Source organism: Arthrobacter echini, from assembly GCF_008107445.1.
GTDB lineage: Bacteria > Actinomycetota > Actinomycetes > Actinomycetales > Micrococcaceae > Arthrobacter_D > Arthrobacter_D echini_A.
Genome location: NZ_VSLD01000003.1, coordinates 391,784 through 412,634, shown reverse-complemented (window position 1 = coordinate 412,634; position 20,851 = coordinate 391,784). Strand labels below are relative to the sequence as shown.

General features: G+C 68.2%; 20 protein-coding genes. 4 read left to right on the top strand and 16 right to left on the bottom strand.

Features of this window, described 5'->3' with window-relative positions; translation table 11 throughout:
* Positions 1 to 2: 2 nt before the first annotated feature.
* The 8 genes from FQ377_RS08880 to dxr form a co-directional block, all read right to left on the bottom strand.
* Positions 3 to 1,802 carry a proline--tRNA ligase gene (locus FQ377_RS08880; protein WP_148600876.1) on the bottom strand — a complete coding sequence of 600 codons (1,800 nt, stop codon included), beginning with the start codon at positions 1,800 to 1,802 and terminating at the stop codon, positions 3 to 5.
* 133 nt (positions 1,803 to 1,935) lie between these two features.
* On the bottom strand, positions 1,936 to 2,838 hold the full coding sequence (locus tag FQ377_RS08875) for a GNAT family N-acetyltransferase (protein ID WP_148600875.1): 903 nt from the start codon (positions 2,836 to 2,838) through the stop codon (positions 1,936 to 1,938).
* Positions 2,792 to 3,958 carry a flavodoxin-dependent (E)-4-hydroxy-3-methylbut-2-enyl-diphosphate synthase gene (gene ispG, locus FQ377_RS08870; protein ID WP_148600874.1) on the bottom strand — a complete coding sequence of 389 codons (1,167 nt, stop codon included), beginning with the start codon at positions 3,956 to 3,958 and terminating at the stop codon, positions 2,792 to 2,794. The genes FQ377_RS08875 and ispG overlap by 47 nt, the downstream gene beginning before the upstream one ends.
* Before the next feature lie 98 nt (positions 3,959 to 4,056).
* On the bottom strand, positions 4,057 to 4,347 hold the full coding sequence (locus FQ377_RS08865; protein ID WP_148600873.1) for a YciI family protein: 291 nt from the start codon (positions 4,345 to 4,347) through the stop codon (positions 4,057 to 4,059).
* Between the two features lie 10 nt (positions 4,348 to 4,357).
* The gene (locus FQ377_RS08860) at positions 4,358 to 4,807 is read right to left on the bottom strand and encodes a hypothetical protein (protein ID WP_148600872.1); all 450 of its coding nucleotides are present in this window, start codon (positions 4,805 to 4,807) and stop codon (positions 4,358 to 4,360) included.
* Positions 4,808 to 4,984: 177 nt separating this feature from the next.
* Complete coding sequence (locus tag FQ377_RS08855) at positions 4,985 to 5,593, bottom strand: MarR family transcriptional regulator (RefSeq protein WP_148600871.1); 609 nt, start codon at positions 5,591 to 5,593, stop codon at positions 4,985 to 4,987.
* 39 nt (positions 5,594 to 5,632) lie between these two features.
* Entirely contained in the window at positions 5,633 to 6,976 is a 1,344-nt protein-coding gene (locus FQ377_RS08850) for a M50 family metallopeptidase (RefSeq protein WP_148600870.1), read from the bottom strand.
* Positions 6,973 to 8,244: a 1-deoxy-D-xylulose-5-phosphate reductoisomerase gene (gene dxr / locus FQ377_RS08845; protein WP_148600869.1), complete on the bottom strand. Its 1,272-nt coding sequence runs from the start codon at positions 8,242 to 8,244 to the stop codon at positions 6,973 to 6,975. Before dxr ends, FQ377_RS08850 begins: the two co-directional genes overlap by 4 nt.
* Positions 8,245 to 8,942: 698 nt before the next feature.
* Between dxr and FQ377_RS08840 the strand changes: the two genes are divergently transcribed.
* Both FQ377_RS08840 and FQ377_RS08835 read left to right on the top strand, forming a co-directional pair.
* A complete protein-coding gene (locus FQ377_RS08840; protein ID WP_187393304.1) occupies positions 8,943 to 10,277 on the top strand; it encodes an HNH endonuclease signature motif containing protein in 1,335 nt (444 codons plus the stop codon).
* Between the two features lie 20 nt (positions 10,278 to 10,297).
* Positions 10,298 to 10,486 carry a hypothetical protein gene (locus tag FQ377_RS08835; protein WP_148600867.1) on the top strand — a complete coding sequence of 63 codons (189 nt, stop codon included), beginning with the start codon at positions 10,298 to 10,300 and terminating at the stop codon, positions 10,484 to 10,486.
* 76 nt (positions 10,487 to 10,562) lie between these two features.
* Here the strand turns inward: FQ377_RS08835 and FQ377_RS08830 are convergent, their stop codons facing one another.
* The 8 genes from FQ377_RS08830 to FQ377_RS08795 form a co-directional block, all read right to left on the bottom strand.
* Positions 10,563 to 11,627 (bottom strand): hypothetical protein, encoded by a 1,065-nt coding sequence (locus tag FQ377_RS08830; protein WP_148600866.1) that lies wholly within the window; start codon positions 11,625 to 11,627, stop codon positions 10,563 to 10,565.
* Between the two features lie 115 nt (positions 11,628 to 11,742).
* Positions 11,743 to 12,582, bottom strand: a complete 840-nt coding sequence (locus FQ377_RS08825) for an HpcH/HpaI aldolase/citrate lyase family protein (protein WP_148600865.1) — start codon at positions 12,580 to 12,582, stop codon at positions 11,743 to 11,745.
* Entirely contained in the window at positions 12,579 to 13,109 is a 531-nt protein-coding gene (locus FQ377_RS08820) for a MaoC family dehydratase (protein ID WP_148600864.1), read from the bottom strand. Before FQ377_RS08820 ends, FQ377_RS08825 begins: the two co-directional genes overlap by 4 nt.
* Entirely contained in the window at positions 13,106 to 13,753 is a 648-nt protein-coding gene (locus FQ377_RS08815) for a CoA transferase subunit B (protein WP_148600863.1), read from the bottom strand. Before FQ377_RS08815 ends, FQ377_RS08820 begins: the two co-directional genes overlap by 4 nt.
* 2 nt (positions 13,754 to 13,755) lie before the next feature.
* On the bottom strand, positions 13,756 to 14,553 hold the full coding sequence (locus FQ377_RS08810; RefSeq protein ID WP_148600862.1) for a CoA transferase subunit A: 798 nt from the start codon (positions 14,551 to 14,553) through the stop codon (positions 13,756 to 13,758).
* Between the two features lie 81 nt (positions 14,554 to 14,634).
* On the bottom strand, positions 14,635 to 15,807 hold the full coding sequence (locus FQ377_RS08805) for an acyl-CoA dehydrogenase family protein (protein ID WP_148600861.1): 1,173 nt from the start codon (positions 15,805 to 15,807) through the stop codon (positions 14,635 to 14,637).
* Complete coding sequence (locus FQ377_RS08800; RefSeq protein WP_148600860.1) at positions 15,804 to 17,900, bottom strand: acetyl/propionyl/methylcrotonyl-CoA carboxylase subunit alpha; 2,097 nt, start codon at positions 17,898 to 17,900, stop codon at positions 15,804 to 15,806. Before FQ377_RS08800 ends, FQ377_RS08805 begins: the two co-directional genes overlap by 4 nt.
* Before the next feature lie 4 nt (positions 17,901 to 17,904).
* Positions 17,905 to 19,521, bottom strand: coding sequence for a carboxyl transferase domain-containing protein (locus FQ377_RS08795; RefSeq protein ID WP_148600859.1), 1,617 nt, complete (start codon positions 19,519 to 19,521; stop codon positions 17,905 to 17,907).
* Positions 19,522 to 19,641: 120 nt separating this feature from the next.
* On the opposite strand from FQ377_RS08795, the gene FQ377_RS08790 reads away from it, so the two are divergent.
* Both FQ377_RS08790 and FQ377_RS08785 read left to right on the top strand, forming a co-directional pair.
* Positions 19,642 to 20,253, top strand: coding sequence for a TetR/AcrR family transcriptional regulator (locus FQ377_RS08790; protein ID WP_148600858.1), 612 nt, complete (start codon positions 19,642 to 19,644; stop codon positions 20,251 to 20,253).
* 87 nt (positions 20,254 to 20,340) lie between these two features.
* Positions 20,341 to 20,808, top strand: a complete 468-nt coding sequence (locus tag FQ377_RS08785) for a GNAT family N-acetyltransferase (protein WP_148600857.1) — start codon at positions 20,341 to 20,343, stop codon at positions 20,806 to 20,808.
* The last annotated feature ends 43 nt before the right edge of the window (positions 20,809 to 20,851 follow it).

The following is a 20,851-nucleotide window of genomic DNA, read 5'->3' as shown; positions in this document are numbered from 1 at the left end:
TCCTAGTGTGCCGTGAGCCGGCGCAGGAACGCCGCCGTCTCGTCCACGGCGACATTCTGGGCCTCGCCCGTCCGGCGGTCCCTGACCTCGATGACGCCTTCGGCGAGCCCGCGTCCGACGACCACGATGGTGGGCACCCCGATGAGCTCGGCGTCGCCGAACTTCACCCCCGGCGAGACCTTGGGGCGGTCGTCGTAGAGCACGGTCAGACCGTCGGACTCGAGCTCCGCGGCCAGCTTCTCCGCCGCCTCGTACACCTCGGTCCCCTTGCCCGTGGCCACGAGGTGCACGTCAGCGGGGGCCACGTTGCGGGGCCAGATGATCCCGCGGTCGTCGTGGTTCGATTCCGCCAGGGCCGCGATGGCGCGCGTGACGCCCACGCCGTAGGAGCCCATGGTCACGGTGGTGAGCTTGCCGTTGCGGTCCAGGACCTTGAGCCCGAGTGCCTCCGCGTACTTCCGACCCAGCTGGAAGATGTGGCCCATCTCGATACCGCGGGCCGCGATAAGGGGCCCGGACCCGTCGGGTGCCTCGTCGCCCTCGCGGACCTCGACCGCCTCGATGGTGCCGTCCCAGCCGAAGTCGCGCCCGGCGATCAGGCCGAACACGTGCCGGCCGGGCTGGTTGGCGCCGGTGATCCACGCCGTACCGCTGACCACGCGCGGGTCCACGAGATACCGCAGGCCCGTCGTGGCGTCCGCGCCGAGTACAGGGTCCTCGAGGGACAGACCGGGGCCGATGTAGCCCTTGACGAGGCCGGGGTGCTTCGCCAGGTCCTCCTCGGTGGCGGTCTCGACGGCCACCTCCCCACCGGAGCCGAGGTGCCCGGCGATGGTGGCCTCGATGCGCTTGAGATCCACGGCGCGGTCGCCGGGGACGCCGACCACGAGTATCTCCCGTTCCCCCGTGGGCAGCCGGGCGGCGAGGACCACGTTCTTCAGGGTGTCGGCGGCGGTCCACGCGCGGTCGTCCCGCGGCGCCGCGGCGTTGGCGTGGTCCACGAGCGTGCTGATGGTCGGGGTGTCGGGTGTGTCGTGGACCTCCGCCGCCGGCGCCGTCGTGAAGTCGAGGGCCGCGGGCACCACCGTGGAGACGGCCTCGACATTGGCCGTGTAGCCACCGGCGGAGCGCACGAACGTGTCTTCTCCGATGGGTGTGGGGTGCAGGAACTCCTCGCTCTTGGACCCACCCATGGCCCCCGCCGTCGCCGTGACCGGGATGATCTCGAGGCCGAGCCGCTCGAAGATGCGCACGTAGGCCGCGCGGTGGAGCTGGTAACTCTCCTCCAGCGCCTCGTCGTCGATGTCGAACGAGTAGGAGTCCTTCATGATGAACTCGCGTCCGCGGAGCAGGCCCGCCCGGGGACGGGCCTCGTCGCGGTACTTGGTCTGGATCTGGAAGAGCCGTACCGGCAGGTCCTTGTACGAGGTGTAGAGGTCCTTCACGAGCAGCGTGAACATCTCCTCGTGCGTGGGTGCCAGGAGATAGTCCGCGCCCTTGCGGTCCTGCAGGCGGAAGATGCCGTCGCCGTACTCGGTCCAGCGGTTCGTCGCCTCATAGGGTTCCTTGGGCAGCAGGGCCGGGAAATGCACCTCCTGAGCGCCGATCTCCTCCATCTCCTCGCGGATGACGGCCTCCACCTTCGCGAGGACCTTCAGTCCCAGCGGCAGCCAACTGTAGATGCCGGGAGCTGCGCGGCGGATGTAGCCGGCGCGCACCAGGAGGCGATGGCTTGCCACCTCGGCATCGGCGGGATCGTCGCGCAGCGTGCGCAGGAAAAGGGTCGAGAGTCGTAAGACCACGCGGGAATCCGTTCGTATGTATCGGGCACTGCCATGCGCTGTCCCGCCGGGCGGCGGGAGACAACAGGTATCAATCTAGCCGGTCCGCCGTCGTGCTCCTCAGGGCAGGGTCGTGCTCCTCGGAACGGACTCCTCAGAACAGGATGGTCGCGAAGGTGTCCTGCTGCTCGAAGCCCACGCGCTTGTAGGCGGCGATGGCGCGGGCGTTGTAGGAATTCACGTAGAGGCTCACGGTCGGCGCCAGGGAACGGGCCGCGACGACGACCCCGGCCATGTAGGCGGCGCTCAGCCCCTTGCCGCGGTGGTCCGGGTTCACCCAGACACCCTGGATCTGGGCCACCTGCGAGGAGACGGTTCCCAGCTCGGCCTTGAAGACCACCTCGCCGTCGTCCCCGGTGGCGACGAGCGAGTGCCGCTTGCCGATCAGGGTGGCCACGCGGCGCCGGTAGTGTTCCGAGCTACCGATGAAGGGCGAGTAGCCCACCTCCTCCTCGAACATCGCCGCGCACGCGGGGAGGAGCAGGTCGAGTTCGTCGGATTGCGTGAAGCGCAGATCGGGTGCCGCATCGATGAGCGGCTCGGAGTCGATGACCAGCAGGGGCTGGCTGGGCCGCACGTCGAACGGCTCTCCCCCGTAGTCCTCCAGGGTGGACCAGAGATCCATCACACCCTCGGAGAGCCCGAAGATGGACGAGAACGATCGCCCCGACCGTCCCAGATGGTCCCCGAAGATGGCACCGGTCTCGTCCGTCACGCCGATCGGCACGAGATTGACCCCTGCCCAGCAGGCCGCCCGGAGCACGCCGTGACGGAACATGCCGACGATCTCGCCGCCGGCCGGCGACGGCGCTGCGCTGCCCATCGCCTCGAGATGCGCGGCGATGAACACATTGGCCACGGGGTCCGTATTGACGATGGACCACAGGTCCCTCGTGTCGTCCGCGCCCAGGACGCGGAAAGACCAGGGGCCTTCCGGATCGGCGGCAGATTTAGCTAACGGTAACCATGGGGCCACCCGGGCCAGCAGTCTCGCCATCAGCCTCACCCATCTCCTCCGCGAGCCGCATGGCTTCCTCGATGAGCGTCTCGACGATCTGGTCCTCGGGAACGGTCTTGATGACCTCTCCCTTGACGAAGATCTGCCCCTTGCCGTTGCCGGAGGCGACGCCGAGATCCGCTTCGCGGGCCTCGCCCGGTCCGTTGACCACACAGCCCATGACGGCGACGCGCAGGGGGACCTCCATCCCCTCGAGGCCCGCCGTGACCTCCTCGGCGAGGGTGTACACGTCCACCTGTGCCCGGCCGCACGAGGGGCAGGACACGATTTCGAGCTTGCGCGGGCGCAGGTTCAGCGACTGGAGGATCTGGTTGCCCACCTTGATCTCCTCCACCGGCGGGGCCGACAGCGAGACCCGGATGGTGTCGCCGATGCCCTGGGAGAGCAGGGCGCCGAAAGCTGTTGCCGACTTGATGGTGCCCTGGAACGCGGGGCCGGCCTCGGTGACGCCGAGGTGGAGGGGCCAGTCACCGCGTTCGGCCAGCAGCTCGTACGCGCGCACCATGACCACGGGGTCGTTGTGCTTGACGGAGATCTTGAAGTCGTGGAAGTCGTGTTCCTCGAACAATGACGCTTCCCAGACGGCGGACTCCACGAGGGCCTCGGGGGTCGCCTTGCCGTACTTCTCCATGAGCCGGGGATCCAGGGATCCGGCGTTGACGCCGATGCGGATCGAGGTACCGGCGGCCTTCGCGGCGGCCGCGATCTCCTTGACCTGGTCGTCGAACTTCCGGATGTTCCCCGGGTTCACGCGGACCGCGGCACACCCGGCGTCGATCGCTGCGAAGACGTACTTCGGCTGGAAGTGGATGTCGGCGATGACGGGGATCTGGGACTTCTTGGCGATGATCGGCAGCGCAGCGGCGTCATCGGGTGACGGGCAGGCCACGCGGACGATGTCGCACCCGGTGGCGGTCAGCTCGGCGATCTGCTGCAGGGTGGCATTGATGTCGGTGGTCGGCGTGGTCGTCATCGACTGGATGCTGATCGGCGAGTCCGAGCCGACGCCCACCGAGCCGACCTTGATCTGCCGGGTCTTGCGTCGGGGTGCGAGAACGGGCGGTGGTGCTTCTGGCATTCCTAGGTTGACCGAGGTCAAAACATCCTCCATGCTGGCGGCCGTGGCCGCGGGTCAGACGAACTTCCTGTGTTCATTATCCACCCGGTCCGCGCCCATGGACGCCGCCTTGACGTGGCTCACACGAGGTCCTTGAACACACCGATCACAGGATTCCAGGCGGTGGTCTTGACGGCCGAGATGACACCCTCCCGGGCAAAGGGATCCTGACCCACCAGCTCGTTGAGGTGGGATTCGGTCTCGGAGGAGACCACGAGGAGGGCCCCGCTGCCATCGGCGAACGGTCCGGATGCGAGAACGCGGCCCTGCTCAACGAGCCCTTCCAGCCACGCCCTGTGCTCGGGGCGGTGCTCGGCCCGGAGGCCCTCCTGGTCGGGGTCGTACACGTACTCGACGGCAAAGATACTCATGTTCCTCACCCTACGTGACTCCCAGCAGGTAGACCTTGACGAGCGTGGCCACGCCCGCGGCCCACAGCAGCGACGTCAGCGTGCCGATGATGAAGCGCTCCGAAGCGGCCGGGGACTCCCTGAGTTCGGAGTAGCGTCCGAGGGCCTTGACCGCGACGACATAGGCGATGGCCACCGGCTGACCACCGAGGATGGCGACCGTCACGGCGAGCCGCTCGAGGACCCCGATGACGAGCCCGCCACGCAGCACGCCGGGGGGCACCGCGCTGACCTCGATGCTGGGTGGCTCGGCCGGTGGAGCGGGCAGATCGAGCTGTGGCTGGTCCGCCGGTTCGGGAGGTTCGTCCCGGCGTCGCTGCGCCGAGTCCACCGATCGCGCCAGGCGCAGGACGAGCGTGGTCACGGGTGAGCCCAGGGCTCCCGCCACGAGCAGCGCCAGCACGATCCACAGTGCGTCCATCACCCCTCCTGTTCTTACTACCCGCTGTTCCCTCTGTCTGCTGGTCCCTGTCTACAGCACGGCACCCCCTTCACCGCCCCTCGACGTCCCTCATCGATGCCGCTCCTCGACGCCGCCGAGAGCGCAGATACCACCGCTCTGCGGCTGCCGGCCGGTCATGTCTGCTTGTTCGGCCGGTCAGGTCCGTTGAGACTCCACGCCGTCGTCGGCCCAGGTGAGCAACCGCGCGACGGCGGGACGGACGGCGAGCTCCTCCTGCCACGCAGCGCGGGCGGCGGCCTTGCTCACGGCCTGCGGGCTGATGCCGAGGGTGCGCGCGACGGCGGTCTGCGTCCCGCGCGTGTCGGGCTGCAGCAGGTCGAGGATCCGCCACTCGGCCTCGGAGCGGGCCATGATGTGGCGGCCGAGGAGGGCGAGCACCCCTTCCGCCTCGGCGGAACCCTCCGGTCCCTCCACGGACACCGGCGCCCTGTCCCCCGTTCTCTTCGCGCGCTCCACGGCCGTCCTGGCCGACACGAAGGCCGAGCCGCGTCCCTCGCGGGAGGATTCCGGGTAGGGCTGCTCCACCTCGCCGATACCTATCCCCACGTACCACCCGCCGTCGCGCAGGCAGGCCAGGGCGGCATCGACGACGTCGGACGCGCGGGCCACGACCCCCTGCGCCTCGTCGCCCACCGAGCGCTCCCACGGGAGGATCGTCGGGACAGACCGGAGGAGGTCGAGCAGCTCCGGGATGCGGTCGGGGCTGGAGCGGCTTCCCTGCTGATCGATGGTCAGGACAAACATTCATCAACCGTATTCGGTTGAATTATGAATTACAACCGATCACCCGAAAAGATCCACCGGCTTCACGATATCCGCATAGATCAGCAGGACGCCCATCCCCATGAAGAGGATGGCCACGGCATAGGTCAGCGGCAGGAGTTTCGCCATGTCGAACGGCCCGGGGTCGGGGCGCTTGAGCAGGCGCGCGACGCCGCGGCGCAGTCCCTCCCAGAGAGCACCTGCCACGTGCCCGCCGTCGAGCGGCAGCAGCGGGATCAGGTTGAACACGAACAGGGCCAGATTGACGCCGGCCACGAGGCCTACCAGTGTCGCCGCGCGGGAAACCACGGGGATCTCCTCCATCGCCGAGATCTCCCCCGCGATGCGCCCCACACCGACCACGCTGATGGGCCCCTCGGGGTCGCGCGGCGCATCCGAGAAGGCCGCCTGCCCCACCTCGACCACGCGCTGCGGCAGGTGCAGCACCACGCCCGCCACGCTCGTGAGCGACTCACCGACGGTGGGCAGCACCTCACTCGCCGGCTGCGGCACCAGCTCCTCCAGCGACCCGACGCCGATGAAGCCCACCTCCTGCATCACGGCCACGCCGTCGTCGTCGACCAGCGCCGTTCCGTCGTCGGCCGCAACCGGCCGCTCGGTGAGCAGGGGCCTGATGGTGGCGTCGATGCGCCCTCCGTCGCGCAGGTAGGTGATGCCGACGTCGCGGCCTGCTGCCTCACGGATCCAGCCGGAGAGTTCGTTCCAGTCGGTGACCTCGCGGCCGTCGAAGGCGACCACACGATCGCCGGGGAGGAGGCCGGCCTCGTACGCCGGCGCGGCGGGGTCGTCGACGGTGCACTCCGTCTGGGCGGTGGCGGCCTGCCGGCTCGCGGGGACGACGCACTCGGACACCGAGGAGATGGTGGTGGTGGGCTGCGCGGTGCCGAAGCCCATGATGAGGACGGCGAAGAGCACCGTCCCGATCAGGAGATTCATCAGCGGCCCGCCCAGCATGATGATGATGCGCTTCCAGATGGGCAGGCGGTAGAAGACGCGGTCCTCGTCGCCGGGCTGCAACTGCTCCGCCGCGACCTGCCGGGCGTCGCTGGCCAGCTGCTGGAAGACTCCGGTGCTGGACTGGCGCACCGCACTCGTGTCCGTCGTCGGGGGTGGGAACATGCCCACCATCGAGACGTACCCGCCGGCGGGGATCGCCTTGATCCCGTACTCGGTCTCGCCGCGCCGCCTCGACCAGAGCGTGGGGCCGAAGCCCACCATGTATTGCGTCACGCGGACCTTGAACAGCTTCGCCGGTACCAGGTGGCCCACCTCGTGCAGCGCGATCGATGCGGCGACACCGACCACGACGACGAGCACCCCGACGATGAACAGGAGAACGGTCACGAGTCTTCCTTCTGGCCTGGCGAGCCTGCTGCCGCACCCTGCGGCGATACCTCCACACCACAACGGATCCGCGCCCTCGTCCGTGCCCAGCGCTCGGCCTCGAGGACGGCATCGAGCGTCAGTTCCCGGTCGGTTGCTGCGCTCCCGAGGGCGCGCTGGTCCTCGACGACGGCGGCGACCGTATCGACGATGTCCGTGAACCCGATGAGTCCGCTGTGGAAGGCGTCGACGGCCTCCTCGTTCGCGGCGTTGAAAACGGCCATGCGAGTGCCACCCTCGGCAGCTGCCCGTTTGGCCAGGGTGATCGCTGGGAAGGCGTCCTCGTCCAGGGGTTCGAACTGCCAGGCGGCGGGCTGGGACCAGTCGCAGGCCTTCGCTGATCCGGGAACGCGGAACGGCCAGCCGATGCCCAGGGCGATGGGCAGGCGCATGTCGGGCGGTGAGGCCTGCGCCAGCGTGGAGCCGTCCACGAACTGGACCATCGAGTGGATCATGGACTGCGGGTGGACGACGACGTCGATGCGCTCCAGCGGGATGTCGAACAGCAGATGTGCCTCGATGACCTCAAGGGCCTTGTTGACCATGGACGCTGAGTTGGTGCTGATGACCCGACCCATGTCCCAGGTGGGGTGTGCCACGGCCTGCGCCGGTGTGCCGTCCTGGAGTTGGGCTCGCGTCATGCCGCGGAACGGGCCGCCCGAGGCCGTCAGGACCAGCCGGTCCACCTCGTCCGGCGTGCCGCCGCGCAGTGCCTGGGCGATGGCCGAGTGCTCGGAGTCCACTGGGACCAGCTGCCCTGGAGCTGCTGCCGCGCGGACGAGGGCGCCGCCTGCGATCAGCGACTCCTTGTTGGCCAGGGCCAGCAGGTGCCCGGCTGCGAGCGCCGCGAGGGTGGGCTCCAGTCCGATCGATCCGGTGATCCCGTTGAGGACGACGTCGGCGCCGGGCCAGGAGGCGACGGCTGCCGCGGCGCCGGGCCCGGTGAACAGCTGAGGAGCGTACCCACTGATCCCGGCAGCATCGGCTGCCGCGCCGATCGCTTGCTCGAGGTCTGTCTCCGAGCCCTGGGCCACCCCGACCGCCGGGGCACGGACGGCCACGGACTGCCGGGCGAGGAGATCCAGCTGACGTCCGCCTGCGCTGAGTCCGGCGACACTGAACCGATCGGGTGCGGCGGCGATGACGTCGAGGGCCTGGGTGCCGATCGACCCCGTGGACCCGAGGATCGAGACACGTCGGTGGTCACGGGTGGGGTTGCTGAAATCCATGACCCCAGTATCCCGCAGTCGCCTGGCACTCACCCCTACGCGGGCGGGGGCGTGCATGGCCGCTCCTCCAGGGTGGTGGGCTGAGCGCGGAAGAGGTGGTTCTCCTTCCGACCGATGCACTCACCGGGAAGTACTGGCGGCTACAGGGACGGCACGCACGCACACACCGAGACGGCCACACACGTGACGAGCCGCCCTTCGTCCGGTCGATGACCGGAGAAACTGTTTCCACATCCGGCCCTGGAGAACCTCCTGCCGGACGGCTATTTTGTCGGTGCCGGGTGATCGAATGAAGTATGTCCACAGGACCGGCAACGCTGACCACCGAGGACGCCTACGACGAGGCGAACTGGGAATGGCCTGCGGATTCGTACGAGGCGGCCCTCGAGTCCGCGTACCGGAACGTGACTGACGATCCACGATTCGGCGCTGAGGATCTCGGTGTGATCTGGGCCGCCGTTTGCGGGCCCGATACTGCCTACCGTTGTGGGTCACGGGACGGCATCTCAGCGCCCGATCGTGCAGGGTCTGATGCCAGGGATTTCGGTGCAGCACGATCCGATGTTGCAGCGAGCGATTGCGCTCGATGGGAGGCACCAGACTCCGGTGGCCGTCGGTCGGAAGGGGCGGGGTCTGATTCCGCGAGTTCCGAGGAGCACGCTCGTGCCCGTGTCGAGGAAGCGTCGCCCGCTGGACTCGTGGGCCTGTTGCAGGATTCCTTCGCGGGCAATCCCTCCAGTCTCGCAAGGACCCTCGATCTGCTGCGTGCAGCAGATCGGCTGGCGTCATGGGCCGCTGCTCAACGAGCACGCCTGATCGCGAAGGTCCACTCCTTCAGTAGCCCCGAGCACCATTCCTGGTCCGGCACATCCTCGTCCCTGGCATTGACCGAGACGGTCGCCGAGACGGCAGCACTGCTCAAGCTGTCGGAGGGTGCCGCCGCCCGCGTCGTCTCGGAGTCACTGACCCTGACCGGCGAGCTGACGAATACTCTGGCTGCTCTGGAGAAGGGCACCATCTGTACCTCACGGGCCTCGGTCGTCGTCGAGCAGTCCCGCACCCTGCCGGATGACGCCGTACACGCGTTCGAGTCCGAGATCCTGCAGGTGGCGGGAGACCTCAACCGGCCTCGACTGACGGCGCGATGCCGGCGCCTCCGTGAGAGGCTCCACCCGGAGACGTTGCTCGCGCGTCGGGTCAGGGCGGAGTCCGACAGGTGCGTGGTCTTCGAGCCGGATCGTGACGGCATGGCGTGGCTGAGCGCCTATCTGCCCGCCGAGCAGGCACTGACGATCCATACCTCGGTCGATGCTGTTGCCCGTAGTCTTCGGGCGCCGGACGATCCTCGCACCCTGGCACAGCTGAGGGCCGATGTCCTGGCAGGCATGCTGCTTGACCCACGTGGCTCTGCACACGCAACCTCTACCGCCAGCACCAGCGCAGAACAGGTGTCCAGGTCGCAGTCGGCGAAGATCATTGTCACCGTCCCTGTGTTCTCCCTCATGGGTCTCACTGATGAGCCAGCGGAACTCGAGGGCTACGGTCCGATCCCCGCCGACGCAGCCCGGAAGCTCGCCGCAGAGGCCACCTCCTGGATGCGCCTGCTCACCCACCCCTACACCGGAGCGGTCCTCGGTCTGGACCGCACACGATACCGGCCGAGCGAGGACCTCCGAACCTGGGTCCAGGTGCGGGAAAAGACCTGCAGCTTCTACGGGTGTTCGCGTCCGGCCAGTCAGTGCGATCTCGATCATCTGCTGGCGTGGGCCCACGATGGTTCGACCAGTGCAGAGAATCTCTACCCCGCATGTAAACGGCACCACATGCTCAAGCACCAGACGGACTGGACCCCGACGCCGGATCCCGACGGTGCGCTGACCTGGCTTTCACCGGGTGGCCGCACCTACACGACGCCGCCCGAGCCACCGCCGACAGAACCCGGAGTGTCTGCCACAGCGCGCATACTGCAAAACCTGTCTGTCGCGACGCGCACGGAGCATCTCCCCGAAACCATCCCACTGCCGCCCTTCTGAGCAGCACTTACGCTCAGGGCATGAGCCGAACGGTGTGGATCGTGTGCCACGACGATACGCCGGACAATACTGTGCTGGGAGTCTTCGAGACCGAAGCTGAGGCGGCAGCGCTGGCTGATGAGATCCAGGGTCGATTCGGGAATGGAGTCAGCTATTTCAGCTGGGTGGTCGGGACACGGTACGACGGCGGAACGCGCTACACCTCGTGAATCGGTCGGCCCGGCGCCGGACGAACGATGTCCTCCCGAGTGTCCACCCGCAGGACGGGCCGAGGACGAACTCGTCTCAGGCATCGACTCTGTCCCAGGGGTCCTGATAGGTAGGACGTCGCCACTGCCGTCGAGGGCCGACCCACTCCTGTGCGGAGTCCGTCAGCCAGATCGTCGTGTCGGGGTTCCACCCAGCGATGACCGTCGCCGTATCCACGTCCACCTGCAATGCACGGTTCGCGCTGCCGAGATAGGCCAGAGCCGTCAGGTGCACGGCGTCCCACTGCTGGGCAACCTTCTCCCAGTCCGGGATCACCCATGCGCCGTCGCGCCCGGTACAGCGGAACCAGTCGTGCCGCCGGGAGGCAGTGACCTCCAGGGGGTAGGCACGACACAGTGACACCCAGTCGTCCTCGCCCCGGATCTCGTAGGTCCGGCCGACCCCACGAAGCGGGATCGTCGTGGCGTGCTCCCAGCCGAACGAGTCCTCGATCAGGTCCAGACCCAGCGGTATCCGTCCGACCGACTGCAGGGCCCCGTCCGGGATCGACCACCACGTACCTGACCAGAAAGCCCCGGGGTCACGCGGTCTTTCCTTCTCTGCACGGACCTCCTCGACCCGTGCGGCGCGCGCCCAGGTCGAGAGCAGCTGGGCCGGATTTCTCCCCAGCGGTGCACGATCGTCGGGTGATCGCCAATCGATGGCCCACTGCTCGATCTGCCTGCCCTGCGCCCACCACTGTGTGGACGGCAGCGCCACCAGGCGTCGGGCAACAGGGGCAAGAGCGTTCCTGACCTCGGGGAGGCCCGCGAGGACGTCCCCCCCGTCCGGCTCCTGCCACGGACGGGATGTATTCACCGCCTGGGCCAGCGCCCGGTCGAGGAGCTCGCCGTCCACCCGCGCCACGTCGAGCGAGCCCACAACGGTTACGAAGTCCGTCATGGACGGTGTCGGCAACGGATCGTCGATGCCGTCGGCGGTGGCAGTCAGCATCACCCGGGACGTCCCCTTCCCCGGGTCCAGGTCGTGCGCGAGCCAGAACGCGGCAGACCTGATCTCGGAACTCATCTCCATGACCAGTTCCAGGCACAACCGCCGTCCGCGGGGTCCTGCCAGCAAGACCTCAGCATCCGTGATCATCGCCCCACCCTAAGCGAGCCGTTCGTGACACACACGCAAGGTCAGCACCGCGCCATTCGCTCGGGCTACTGTCCTCGAACGCCCGGTCCCGTCCATCACGCGAGCCCCGCGGGAGCTAGAGCGCCCCAGCCCGCGCCACGACACTGCGGGCATGCCGCAGGATCGGCTCGTCGACCATCCTGCCCTCGTAGGTGAACACGCCACGCTCGTGCTTCGCAGCCGCAAGCAGGGCCCTGGCATGCTCAACCTCGTCGTCGGTCGGCGCGAAAGCTGCACGGATCGTCGCGACCTGACCGGGATGGATACAGGCCTTCGACCCGAATCCTGAGGCGACGGCGTCGTCGGCCTCCTCCTTCAGCCCTGCAGTGTCCGCGATGTCCACGTACACCGCATCCATCGCCTGTTTGCCTGCAGCGCCCGCCGCGAGCAGTACCTGCGACCGCGCGTGGAGCGCCACCGCACGATAGGCTCCCGACGCAGTACGGCTCGAGGTCCCCCCGAGGGAGGCCACGAGATCCTCCGCACCCCACATGAGTGCCGTAACACCCTCCGCCCGAGCGATCGACACAGCCTCGACAATGCCCCGCGCCGTCTCGCACAGAGCAATGACGTCAACATCTCCGAGGGCCTCACGGAGCGCTGCTACATCGGCTGCGGCCTCCGTCTTGGCGAGCATGATGGTGCGGTAGGCGGTCTGACGGACAGCCTCGCAGTCGAGCGCGAACTCCGGTGTCCCCACGGGATTGACCCGCACGACCGTTCGCGAGGGGTCCAGCGGAGACTCCTCCAGCGCGGACTCCACGAGAGCATCCCGCGCGGCGGCCTTGGCAGCGGGAGCTACGGCGTCCTCCAGATCGAGGATCACGGTATCGGCCCGCTCGGCCGCCTTGGCGTAGCGCTCGGGCCGGTCGGCAGGGCAGAAGAGCAGGGCCGGGCCCAGGACGCCGCGGCTCACGATGCGCCGTCCTGCTGCGCCGACGAGGACCACATGAGCACCGAGCGGGTTGCAGTCGCCACGACGTCGCCGTGCTGGTTCCGCCCGGTGTGCGCCATGGAGACGATCCCCTGCCCCGGGCGCGACGACGACGGCCGCACCCCGGTGATCTCCGTCTGCGTGTACAGGGTGTCGCCGTGGAACAGCGGCTTCGGGAAGACGACGTCGGTCAGTCCGAGCTGCGCCACGATGGTGCCCTGCGTGAGCTGCGAGACCGACTGTCCCACGAGCGTCGCCAGGGTCAACATGGAGTTGACCAGCCGTTGCCCGAACGGCTGCTCCGCGGACCACGCGGCGTCGAGGTGCAGCGCCTGCGTGTTCATGGTGAGCGTGGTGAACAGGACGTTGTCGGCCTCGGTCAGCGTGCGCCCCGGCCGGTGCGCGTACACAGCGCCGACCTCGAGCTCGTCGACGTACAGTCCGCGCTGCACGATGACGTCCCGGGTGGAACCAGTCTCCTGGGTGTCCTGTCCAGGAGCGTCGCTCACGCCCTCGCCTCGAGCTCGATCCGCAGGGGCGCTCCCGTGGCGGCTACGACGTCGTCCGCAGAGACACCCGGTGCGGTCTCGCGCAGCACGAGGCCATCCGGCCCGACGTCGATCACGGCGAGATCGGTGACGATCCTGTCGACGCAGCCCTTGCCGGTCAGCGGCAGCGAGCAGGCCTCGAGGATCTTGGGGCGTCCGGAGCGGTCCACGTGCTCCATCATCACGATCACGCGCTTGGCGCCGAACACCAGATCCATGGCCCCGCCCATGCCCTTGACCATCTTGCCTGGCACCATCCAGTTGGCCAGGTCGCCGTTCTGCGCCACCTCCATGGCACCGAGGACGGCGACGTCCACGTGCCCTCCCCGGATCATGCCGAAGGACGCCGCCGAATCGAAGAATGCCGCCCCGGCGTTGGCGGTGACGGTTTCCTTGCCGGCATTGATCAGATCCGGATCAAGCTCCTCCTCCGTCGGGTAGGGCCCCACGCCGAGAATGCCGTTCTCCGAGTGCAGCACCACCTCCACGCCGTCGGGGATGTAGTTCGGGATCAGCGTGGGCATGCCGATCCCCAGATTGACGTACTGGCCGTTCTCCAGCTCCTGCGCCACCCTGGCGGCGAGTTCGTTGCGCGTCAGTGCCATGCTCATGCTCCTTCGGGTGCGTTCAGGCCGGCCTGCGGATCGGGGGCGCCGTGGAGGGAGACGGTCCGCTTCTCGATGCGCTTCTCCACCTCGGGGGCGACGACGACGCGCTGCACGAAGATGCCCGGCGTGTGGACCTCGGCGGGATCGAGCTCCCCCAGCTCCACGAGCTCCTCGACCTCGGCGATCGTGATCCTCCCGGCCTGGGCGCAGAGCGGATTGAAGTTCATCGCCGTGGCGTGGAAGACCAGATTGCCGTGGCGGTCGCCCTTCCAGGCATGGACCAGCGCATAGTCGGGGCGCACCGACTCCTCGAGCACGTAGTCCACGCCGTCGAACGTGCGCACCTCCTTGGGCTTCGAGGCGAGGGCCACGTGGCCCTCGGCGTCGTACCGCTGCGGCAATCCGCCCTCGCTGACCTGGGTACCGACGCCCGCCGTCGTGTAGAAGGCAGGAATCCCGGCACCGCCCGCACGGAGCTTCTCGGCGAGCGTGCCCTGCGGGGTGAGTTCCACCTCGAGCTCACCGGAGAGGTACTGGCGGGCGAACTCCTTGTTCTCCCCCACATAGGAGCTGATGGTCCGGCGGATCCGGTGATCGGAGAGCAGCCTCCCGAGGCCCCAACCGTCCACACCGCAGTTGTTGCTGATCGTCTCCAGCTCCGCTGTACCCTGCGCATGCAGGGCGTCGATGAGCGCCACGGGGATGCCGCAGAGCCCGAAGCCTCCGACGGCCAGGGATGCGCCGTCGGGGATGTCCGCGACGGCCTCCTCCGCACTGTCGAGCACCTTGTTGATCACTGCGCCTCCTTCGCTGCTGTCCGCTGTCGCCCGGGATTCACGGGAGAGTTCGAGCCTAGAGTTCGAGCCTGAAGTTCGAGCCTAGAGACCTAGCTCCCGCGCGATGAGCATGAGCTGGACCTCCGTGGTCCCCTCGCCGATCTCGAGGATCTTCGAGTCACGGTAGTGCCTGGACACCACGAACTCGTTGATGAAACCGTAGCCGCCGAAGATCTGCGTGGCATCGCGTGCGTTGTCCATCGCGGCTTCCCCGGCCACGAGCTTGGCGATCGAGGCCTGCGTCTTGAACGGCTTTCCCGCGAGCATCCGCGACGCGGCGTCGTAGTAGGCCAGGCGGGCCATGTCGGCACGAACCTTCATGCGGGCGATCTTGAACTGGATGGACTGGTAGGCGCCGATGTTGCTGCCGAAAGCCATGCGCTCACCGGCGTACTTGATCGACTGCTCCACGCAACCCTGCGCGGCACCTGTGGCGAGCGCGGCGATGGCGATCCGGCCCTCGTCGAGGATCTGCAGGAAGTTGGCGTAGCCGCGGCCCCTCTCGCCGAGCAGATTGGCCTCGGGGACACGGACATCCTTGAGGGTCAGCGGGTGGGTGTCGGAGGCGTTCCAGCCCACCTTGTTGTAGGCCTTCTCGGCGGTGAAGCCCGGCGTGTCCGAGGGCACCAGGATGGTGGAGATCTCCTTCTTCACCGTGCCGTCCGGCCGCTCCGACGTCCCGGTCACGGCCGTGACGGTGACGAGCGAGGTGATGTCGGTGCCGGAGTTCGTGATGAATTCCTTCGTGCCGTTGACCACCCACTCCGAGCCGTTCGCGCCGTCCTCGAGCTTCGCCGTCGTCTTCGTCCCGGAGGCATCGGACCCTGCCTCGGACTCCGTGAGCCCGAAGCCACCGAGGGCCGTACCCGCTGCGAGCGAGGGCAGCCACTGCTGCTTCTGCTCCTCGGTGCCGAACCGGTACACCGGCATGGCGCCGAGGGAGACCCCGGCCTCGAGGGTGATGGCCACGGACTGGTCCACGCGCGCCAGTTGCTCGAGCGCGAGGCAGAGCGCGAAATAGTCCCCACCCATTCCCCCGTACTCCTCCGGGAACGGCAGGCCGAACAGGCCCATGTCCGCCATCTGCTTGACCACCTCGTAGGGGAAGCTGTGCTCGGCGTCGTGCTTGGCGGAGACCGGAGCCACCACCTCGTCGGCGAACTCGCGGACCGTGTCGACGAGATCCTGGTATTCCTCGCTCAATTCGAAGTTCATGCTGCGCTGCCTTCCGTGGGACTGGTGGGACTGGCTGTAGGACTGGCTGTAGGACTGTCTGTGGGACTGGCCTGTGTGTCTGCGTGGCTCTCGATGGTGGCGACGATTTGCTGGGCCCGGACCAGATCGCCGGGCTTCAGCGACAGGCGGACGACGCCGGAGAGGCCTGCGGTGAGCTGATGCTCCATCTTCATGGCCTCGACGGCTACCAGCACGTCCCCGGCCTCCACGAGTGCGCCGTCCTCCACCGCCACCGAGACGACCGTGCCCGGCATGGGGCTGCGGACCGCCGGATCGATCGCGCCCTCCTCGCGCTCGATCCGCGACAGGACGACGTCGAGCAGTTCCCTCCGACCCGGTCGGCGGAGGTGCGCGGAGAAGCCGGCGTCGCCCAGCCAGACGGTGTTTCCGTCGACAGTGTGCTGCCGCCGTGACCGGAGGCCGTCGATCGCTGCGCCTCCGGCGCTGACGTGGATGGTCCGGTCGCCGATCGTGGCACTCCACCCGGTCCCCTCCTGCCGGAGGCCGACGACGGTGGTGGCGCCGTCGTGCTCCAGGTGGAGCGCACGGGGCCGGGATGCGCCGAGCCGGAAGCCGTCGCCGCGCCGCCACGGTGAGGCGCCGGCCGTCGGCACATCCGCCTCGACGAGCATCACCGCGGCGAGCGCCAGTTCCTCCGGGCTCACCGTGCGGAACGCGAGATCGGGGAGCTTGCGCTCGATCATGGTGGTGTCGAGCCGGGCCGCCCGCACGTCGTCGTCGTTCACGAGCAGGCGGAGGTACTCGATATTCGTGTCCACTCCCAGCACCACGGTGTCGGCGAGCGCCGCATCGAGCCGGTCCAGCGCCTGGCTCCGGTCCGCCCCCCAGGCGATCACCTTGGCCAGCATGGGATCGTACGACGACGAGACGGTGCCTCCCAGCAGGAGCGAGCTGTCCACCCGGACACCCTCACCTGCGGCCTCGACGAGCGCGACGATGGTCCCCGTGGACGGCAGGAATCCGGCTTCCGGATTCTCGGCGTACACGCGGGCCTCCACAGCGTGACCGGTGAGGACGACGTCGTCCTGCGCGATGGGCAGGTGCTCCCCCGCGGCGATGCGGATCTGCCACTCCACCAGATCCACTCCGGTGACGAGCTCCGTGACCGGATGCTCCACCTGCAGACGTGTGTTCATCTCCATGAAGAAGAACTCGTCCGGCGCGGCGTCCGAGACGAGGAACTCGACCGTCCCGGCGCCCGTGTAGTCGACACTGCGCGCGGCGTTGCAGGCGGCCTCGCCGATCCGTTCCCTCGTCGCCTCGTCGAGCAGGGCCGACGGCGCTTCCTCGATCACCTTCTGGTGGCGGCGCTGCAGGGAGCACTCGCGCTCTCCGAGGTGGATCACGGATCCGTGACCGTCGGCGAGGACCTGCACCTCGATGTGCCGGGGACGCTCGATGAGCCGCTCCAGGAAGAGGGTGTCGTCGCCGAAGGCTCGCGCGGCGACGCGGCGTGCCGTGAGGAGCACCTCCGGCAGCTCGTCGGCGCGCTGGACGGCATGCATGCCCTTGCCTCCACCCCCTGCCGAGGGCTTGATGAGCAGGGGGAAGCCGACGTCGTCCGCTGCCGCGAGGAGATCCTCGTCGGACAGGCCGGGTTCGGCGATGCCCGGCACCACGGGCACGGCGAAGCCTGCCACGTGGTTCTTGGACCTGATCTTGTCGCCCATGATGTTCAGTGCGTGGACGGACGGCCCGATGAACACGATGCCGGCGTCCTCGAGCGCCTCGGCGAACGCTGCGTTCTCGCTGAGGAAGCCGTACCCGGGATGGACGGCGCCGGCGCCCGTGCGACGGCAGGCCTCGAGCACGGCGGGGATGGACAGGTAGCTCTCCGACGGCGCCGCAGAACCGATGCGCACCGCGAGATCGGCATCGCGGACATGGCGTGCGTCGGCGTCGGCGTCACTGTGGACGGCGACCGAGCGCAGCCCGAGGGCGCGCACGGAACGGATCACGCGGCTGGCGATCTCACCGCGATTCGCCACGAGCACTGTGTCGAAGGACCACGAGGAAATGTCCGGGTTTGAGGAATGGGTGCTGGAGCTCATCTGGTCACATCCTGAAGAGGCCGAAGGAGGTATCGGGCAGCGGCGCGTTGGCACAGACCTCCAGGGCGAGGCCCAGGACGGTGCGCGTGTCCGCCGGATCGATCACGCCGTCGTCCCACAGGCGCGCCGTCGAGTAGTAGGGATTCCCCTGGGCCTCGTACTGCTCGCGGATGGGCGCCCGGAAAACCTCCTCGTCCTCGCTGGACCAGTCCTCGCCGCGGGCCTCGAGCTGATCACGCTTCACCGTCGCGAGGACCGACGAGGCCTGGTTGCCGCCCATCACCGAGATGCGGCTGGCCGGCCACATCCACAGGAAACGGGGGGAGAACGCGCGCCCGCACATCGAGTAGTTGCCGGCGCCGAAGGAACCGCCGACGACGACGGTGAGCTTCGGAACCCGGCACGTGGCGACGGCGGTGACCATCTTCGCGCCGTTCTTGGCGATCCCCCCGGCCTCGTAGTCCCTGCCGACCATGAAGCCGGAGAGATTCTGCAGGAACACGAGCGGGATGCCGCGCTGGTCGCACAGCTCGATGAAGTGGGCGCCCTTCAGCGCCGACTCGCTGAACAGCACGCCGTTGTTGGCGACGATCCCCACCTGATGGCCGTGGATGCTCGCGAAGCCCGTGACGAGCGTGGTGCCGTACTCACGCTTGAACTCGTGGAACAGTGAGCCGTCCACGATCCGGGCGATGATCTCGCGTGCGTCGTACGAGGCGTTGACGTCCGTGGGTACGGCGCCGTAGAGCTCGTCCATCGGCACCGCGGGTTCCTGCACTCCATCCCGATCCGCAGCCGCGACCGGGGCATCGGCTGCCGGGGGCAGGGTGGAGATGATGTCGCGGACAATCTCGAGGGCATGCTGGTCGTTCTCCGCGAGATGGTCCGTGACACCCGAGATCTTCGAGTGCACGTCCCCGCCACCGAGCTCCTCGGCCGTGACCACCTCGCCGATCGCGGCTTTCACGAGCGGGGGCCCGCCGAGGAAGATGGTGCCCTGGTTGCGGACTATCACCGTCTCGTCGCTCATGGCCGGCACATAGGCGCCGCCAGCCGTACAGCTGCCCATGACCGAGGCGATCTGAGGGATCTTCCGCGCGGACATGGTGGCCTGGTTGTAGAAGATCCGGCCGAAGTGGTTGCGGTCGGGGAAGACCTCGTCCTGCCGGGGCAGGAAGGCCCCACCGGAGTCCACCAGGTAGACGCAGGGCAGGTTGTTCTCCAGCGCGATCTCCTGCGCCCGGAGGTGCTTCTTGACCGTCATGGGGTAGTAGGTGCCGCCCTTGACCGTCGCGTCGTTCGAGATGACGAGCACATGGCGCCCGTGGATCAGACCGATCCCGGCGATCACGCCCGCACCCGGGGACTCGCCGTCGTACATCCCGTCCGCAGCGAGCGGAGCGATCTCGAGGAAGGGGCTGCCGTCATCGAGCAGCTGATCGACGCGCTCGCGGGGCAGTAGCTTGCCACGGGCCACATGCCGCTCCCGGGAGCGCTCCGGACCCCCCAGCGCAGCCGTGGCAAGGCGGTCGCGCAGCTCGACGACGAGTTCCGACTGGGCCGCCTCGTTGGCCCGGAAGGACGCCGAGAGCGGATCGACCTTCGATCTGAGAGTCTCCATCGACTACTTCCTCGAGGTATTCAGTTAGCAAATACTAACCGGAATTCAGGCTAGTGGTCATCACTCCCCGTGTCCACCACAATGAGGGAGGAAATCACCGTTCTGACGACAAGGACCCGCATGGAGGCACTGCCCACGGAAGACCGGGTCACCGGGCGGAGTATCGCCAAGGCGACCCGCCGGGCCGCCCTCTTGGATTCCGCCGCCAGGCTCTTCGCGGATCGAGGCTACAACGGTGTGTCGATCGAGGATCTGGGCGCGGCCGCCGGAGTCAGCGGCCCTGCCGTCTATCGGCATTTCGCCGGCAAGCCCTCCGTCCTGTCCGCGCTGCTCACCGGTGTCAGCGAGGAACTCCTCGAGGGGGCGCGGGCCGTCGTCGCGAGATCCAGCTCGGCGGAGCGGTCCCTCAGGGATCTCATCGGCTTCCAGGTGGAGTTCGCCCTCACCAACTCCGATGTCATCCGGGTCCAGGACCGGGATCTCGGCTCACTGGCGCCCGACGACGAGCGCACCGTCCGCTCGCTGCAGCGCAGCTACGTACAGGTGTGGGTGGACGAGCTCACCGCGTATCGACCGGACACGGACCGCTCCCTGCAGCGAAGGCGGGTCCACGCGGTCTTCGGCCTCATCAACTCCACGCCGCATGCCGCCCACGGCACAGGATCGGGACCGGAGCGGGACCTGCTGCGGAACCTGCTCGAGGACATGGCGTGGGCCGCCCTCACCGTGTGAGCCGCGCACCGCTCCGCTGTACGCTGAAGCACGAGACGCCCCGGCCGCGCTGACCAGCCGGCCACTCCACCGACCGGGAGACCCGCTGTGACCACGTTACGTGCCGTTGAAGCCACCGACCTCGACGAGTTCTTCTCGCACCAGCTGGACCCCCGCGCCAATCACATGGCCGCATTCGGCGCCAAGAACCCCTCGGACCGCGGTGTCTTCGACCACCACTGGCAGGACATCCTCGACGATCCGAAGACCACGGTGCGGACCATCCTCTCCGACGGCGAGGTGGTGGGCAGCATCCTCGCGTACAACGACGGCGACGCTCCGGAGATCAGCTACTGGATCGATCGCTCGCACTGGGGCGAGGGCATCACGACGGCCGCCGTGGGGCAGTTCCTCGACGAGGTGACGGAGCGGCCCATCCGCGCGCACGCCGTGGCCGACAATGTCAGCTCCATCCGCATCCTCGAGCGCTGGGGCTTCACGGAGATCGGCAGGACGCAGGGCTTCGCGCCGGCCCGCGGCGCCGTGGTGGAAGAGATCATCCTCGAACTGCGATAGCGCGGGTTGGGCGGCAGGTCCGTCGAGATGGCGGAAAATACCA

Coding starts and splice junctions, on each gene's coding strand:
- FQ377_RS08875 (WP_148600875.1), bottom strand. CDS start 2,838: ATGGCGAGACTGCTGGCCCGGGTGGCCCCATGGTTACCGTTAGCTAAA.
- FQ377_RS08865 (WP_148600873.1), bottom strand. CDS start 4,347: ATGAGTATCTTTGCCGTCGAGTACGTGTACGACCCCGACCAGGAGGGC.
- FQ377_RS08860 (WP_148600872.1), bottom strand. CDS start 4,807: ATGGACGCACTGTGGATCGTGCTGGCGCTGCTCGTGGCGGGAGCCCTG.
- FQ377_RS08855 (WP_148600871.1), bottom strand. CDS start 5,593: ATGTTTGTCCTGACCATCGATCAGCAGGGAAGCCGCTCCAGCCCCGAC.
- dxr (WP_148600869.1), bottom strand. CDS start 8,244: ATGGATTTCAGCAACCCCACCCGTGACCACCGACGTGTCTCGATCCTC.
- FQ377_RS08835 (WP_148600867.1), top strand. CDS start 10,298: ATGAGCCGAACGGTGTGGATCGTGTGCCACGACGATACGCCGGACAAT.
- FQ377_RS08830 (WP_148600866.1), bottom strand. CDS start 11,627: ATGATCACGGATGCTGAGGTCTTGCTGGCAGGACCCCGCGGACGGCGG.
- FQ377_RS08815 (WP_148600863.1), bottom strand. CDS start 13,753: ATGGCACTGACGCGCAACGAACTCGCCGCCAGGGTGGCGCAGGAGCTG.
- FQ377_RS08805 (WP_148600861.1), bottom strand. CDS start 15,807: ATGAACTTCGAATTGAGCGAGGAATACCAGGATCTCGTCGACACGGTC.
- FQ377_RS08800 (WP_148600860.1), bottom strand. CDS start 17,900: ATGAGCTCCAGCACCCATTCCTCAAACCCGGACATTTCCTCGTGGTCC.
- FQ377_RS08795 (WP_148600859.1), bottom strand. CDS start 19,521: ATGGAGACTCTCAGATCGAAGGTCGATCCGCTCTCGGCGTCCTTCCGG.
- FQ377_RS08790 (WP_148600858.1), top strand. CDS start 19,642: ATGGAGGCACTGCCCACGGAAGACCGGGTCACCGGGCGGAGTATCGCC.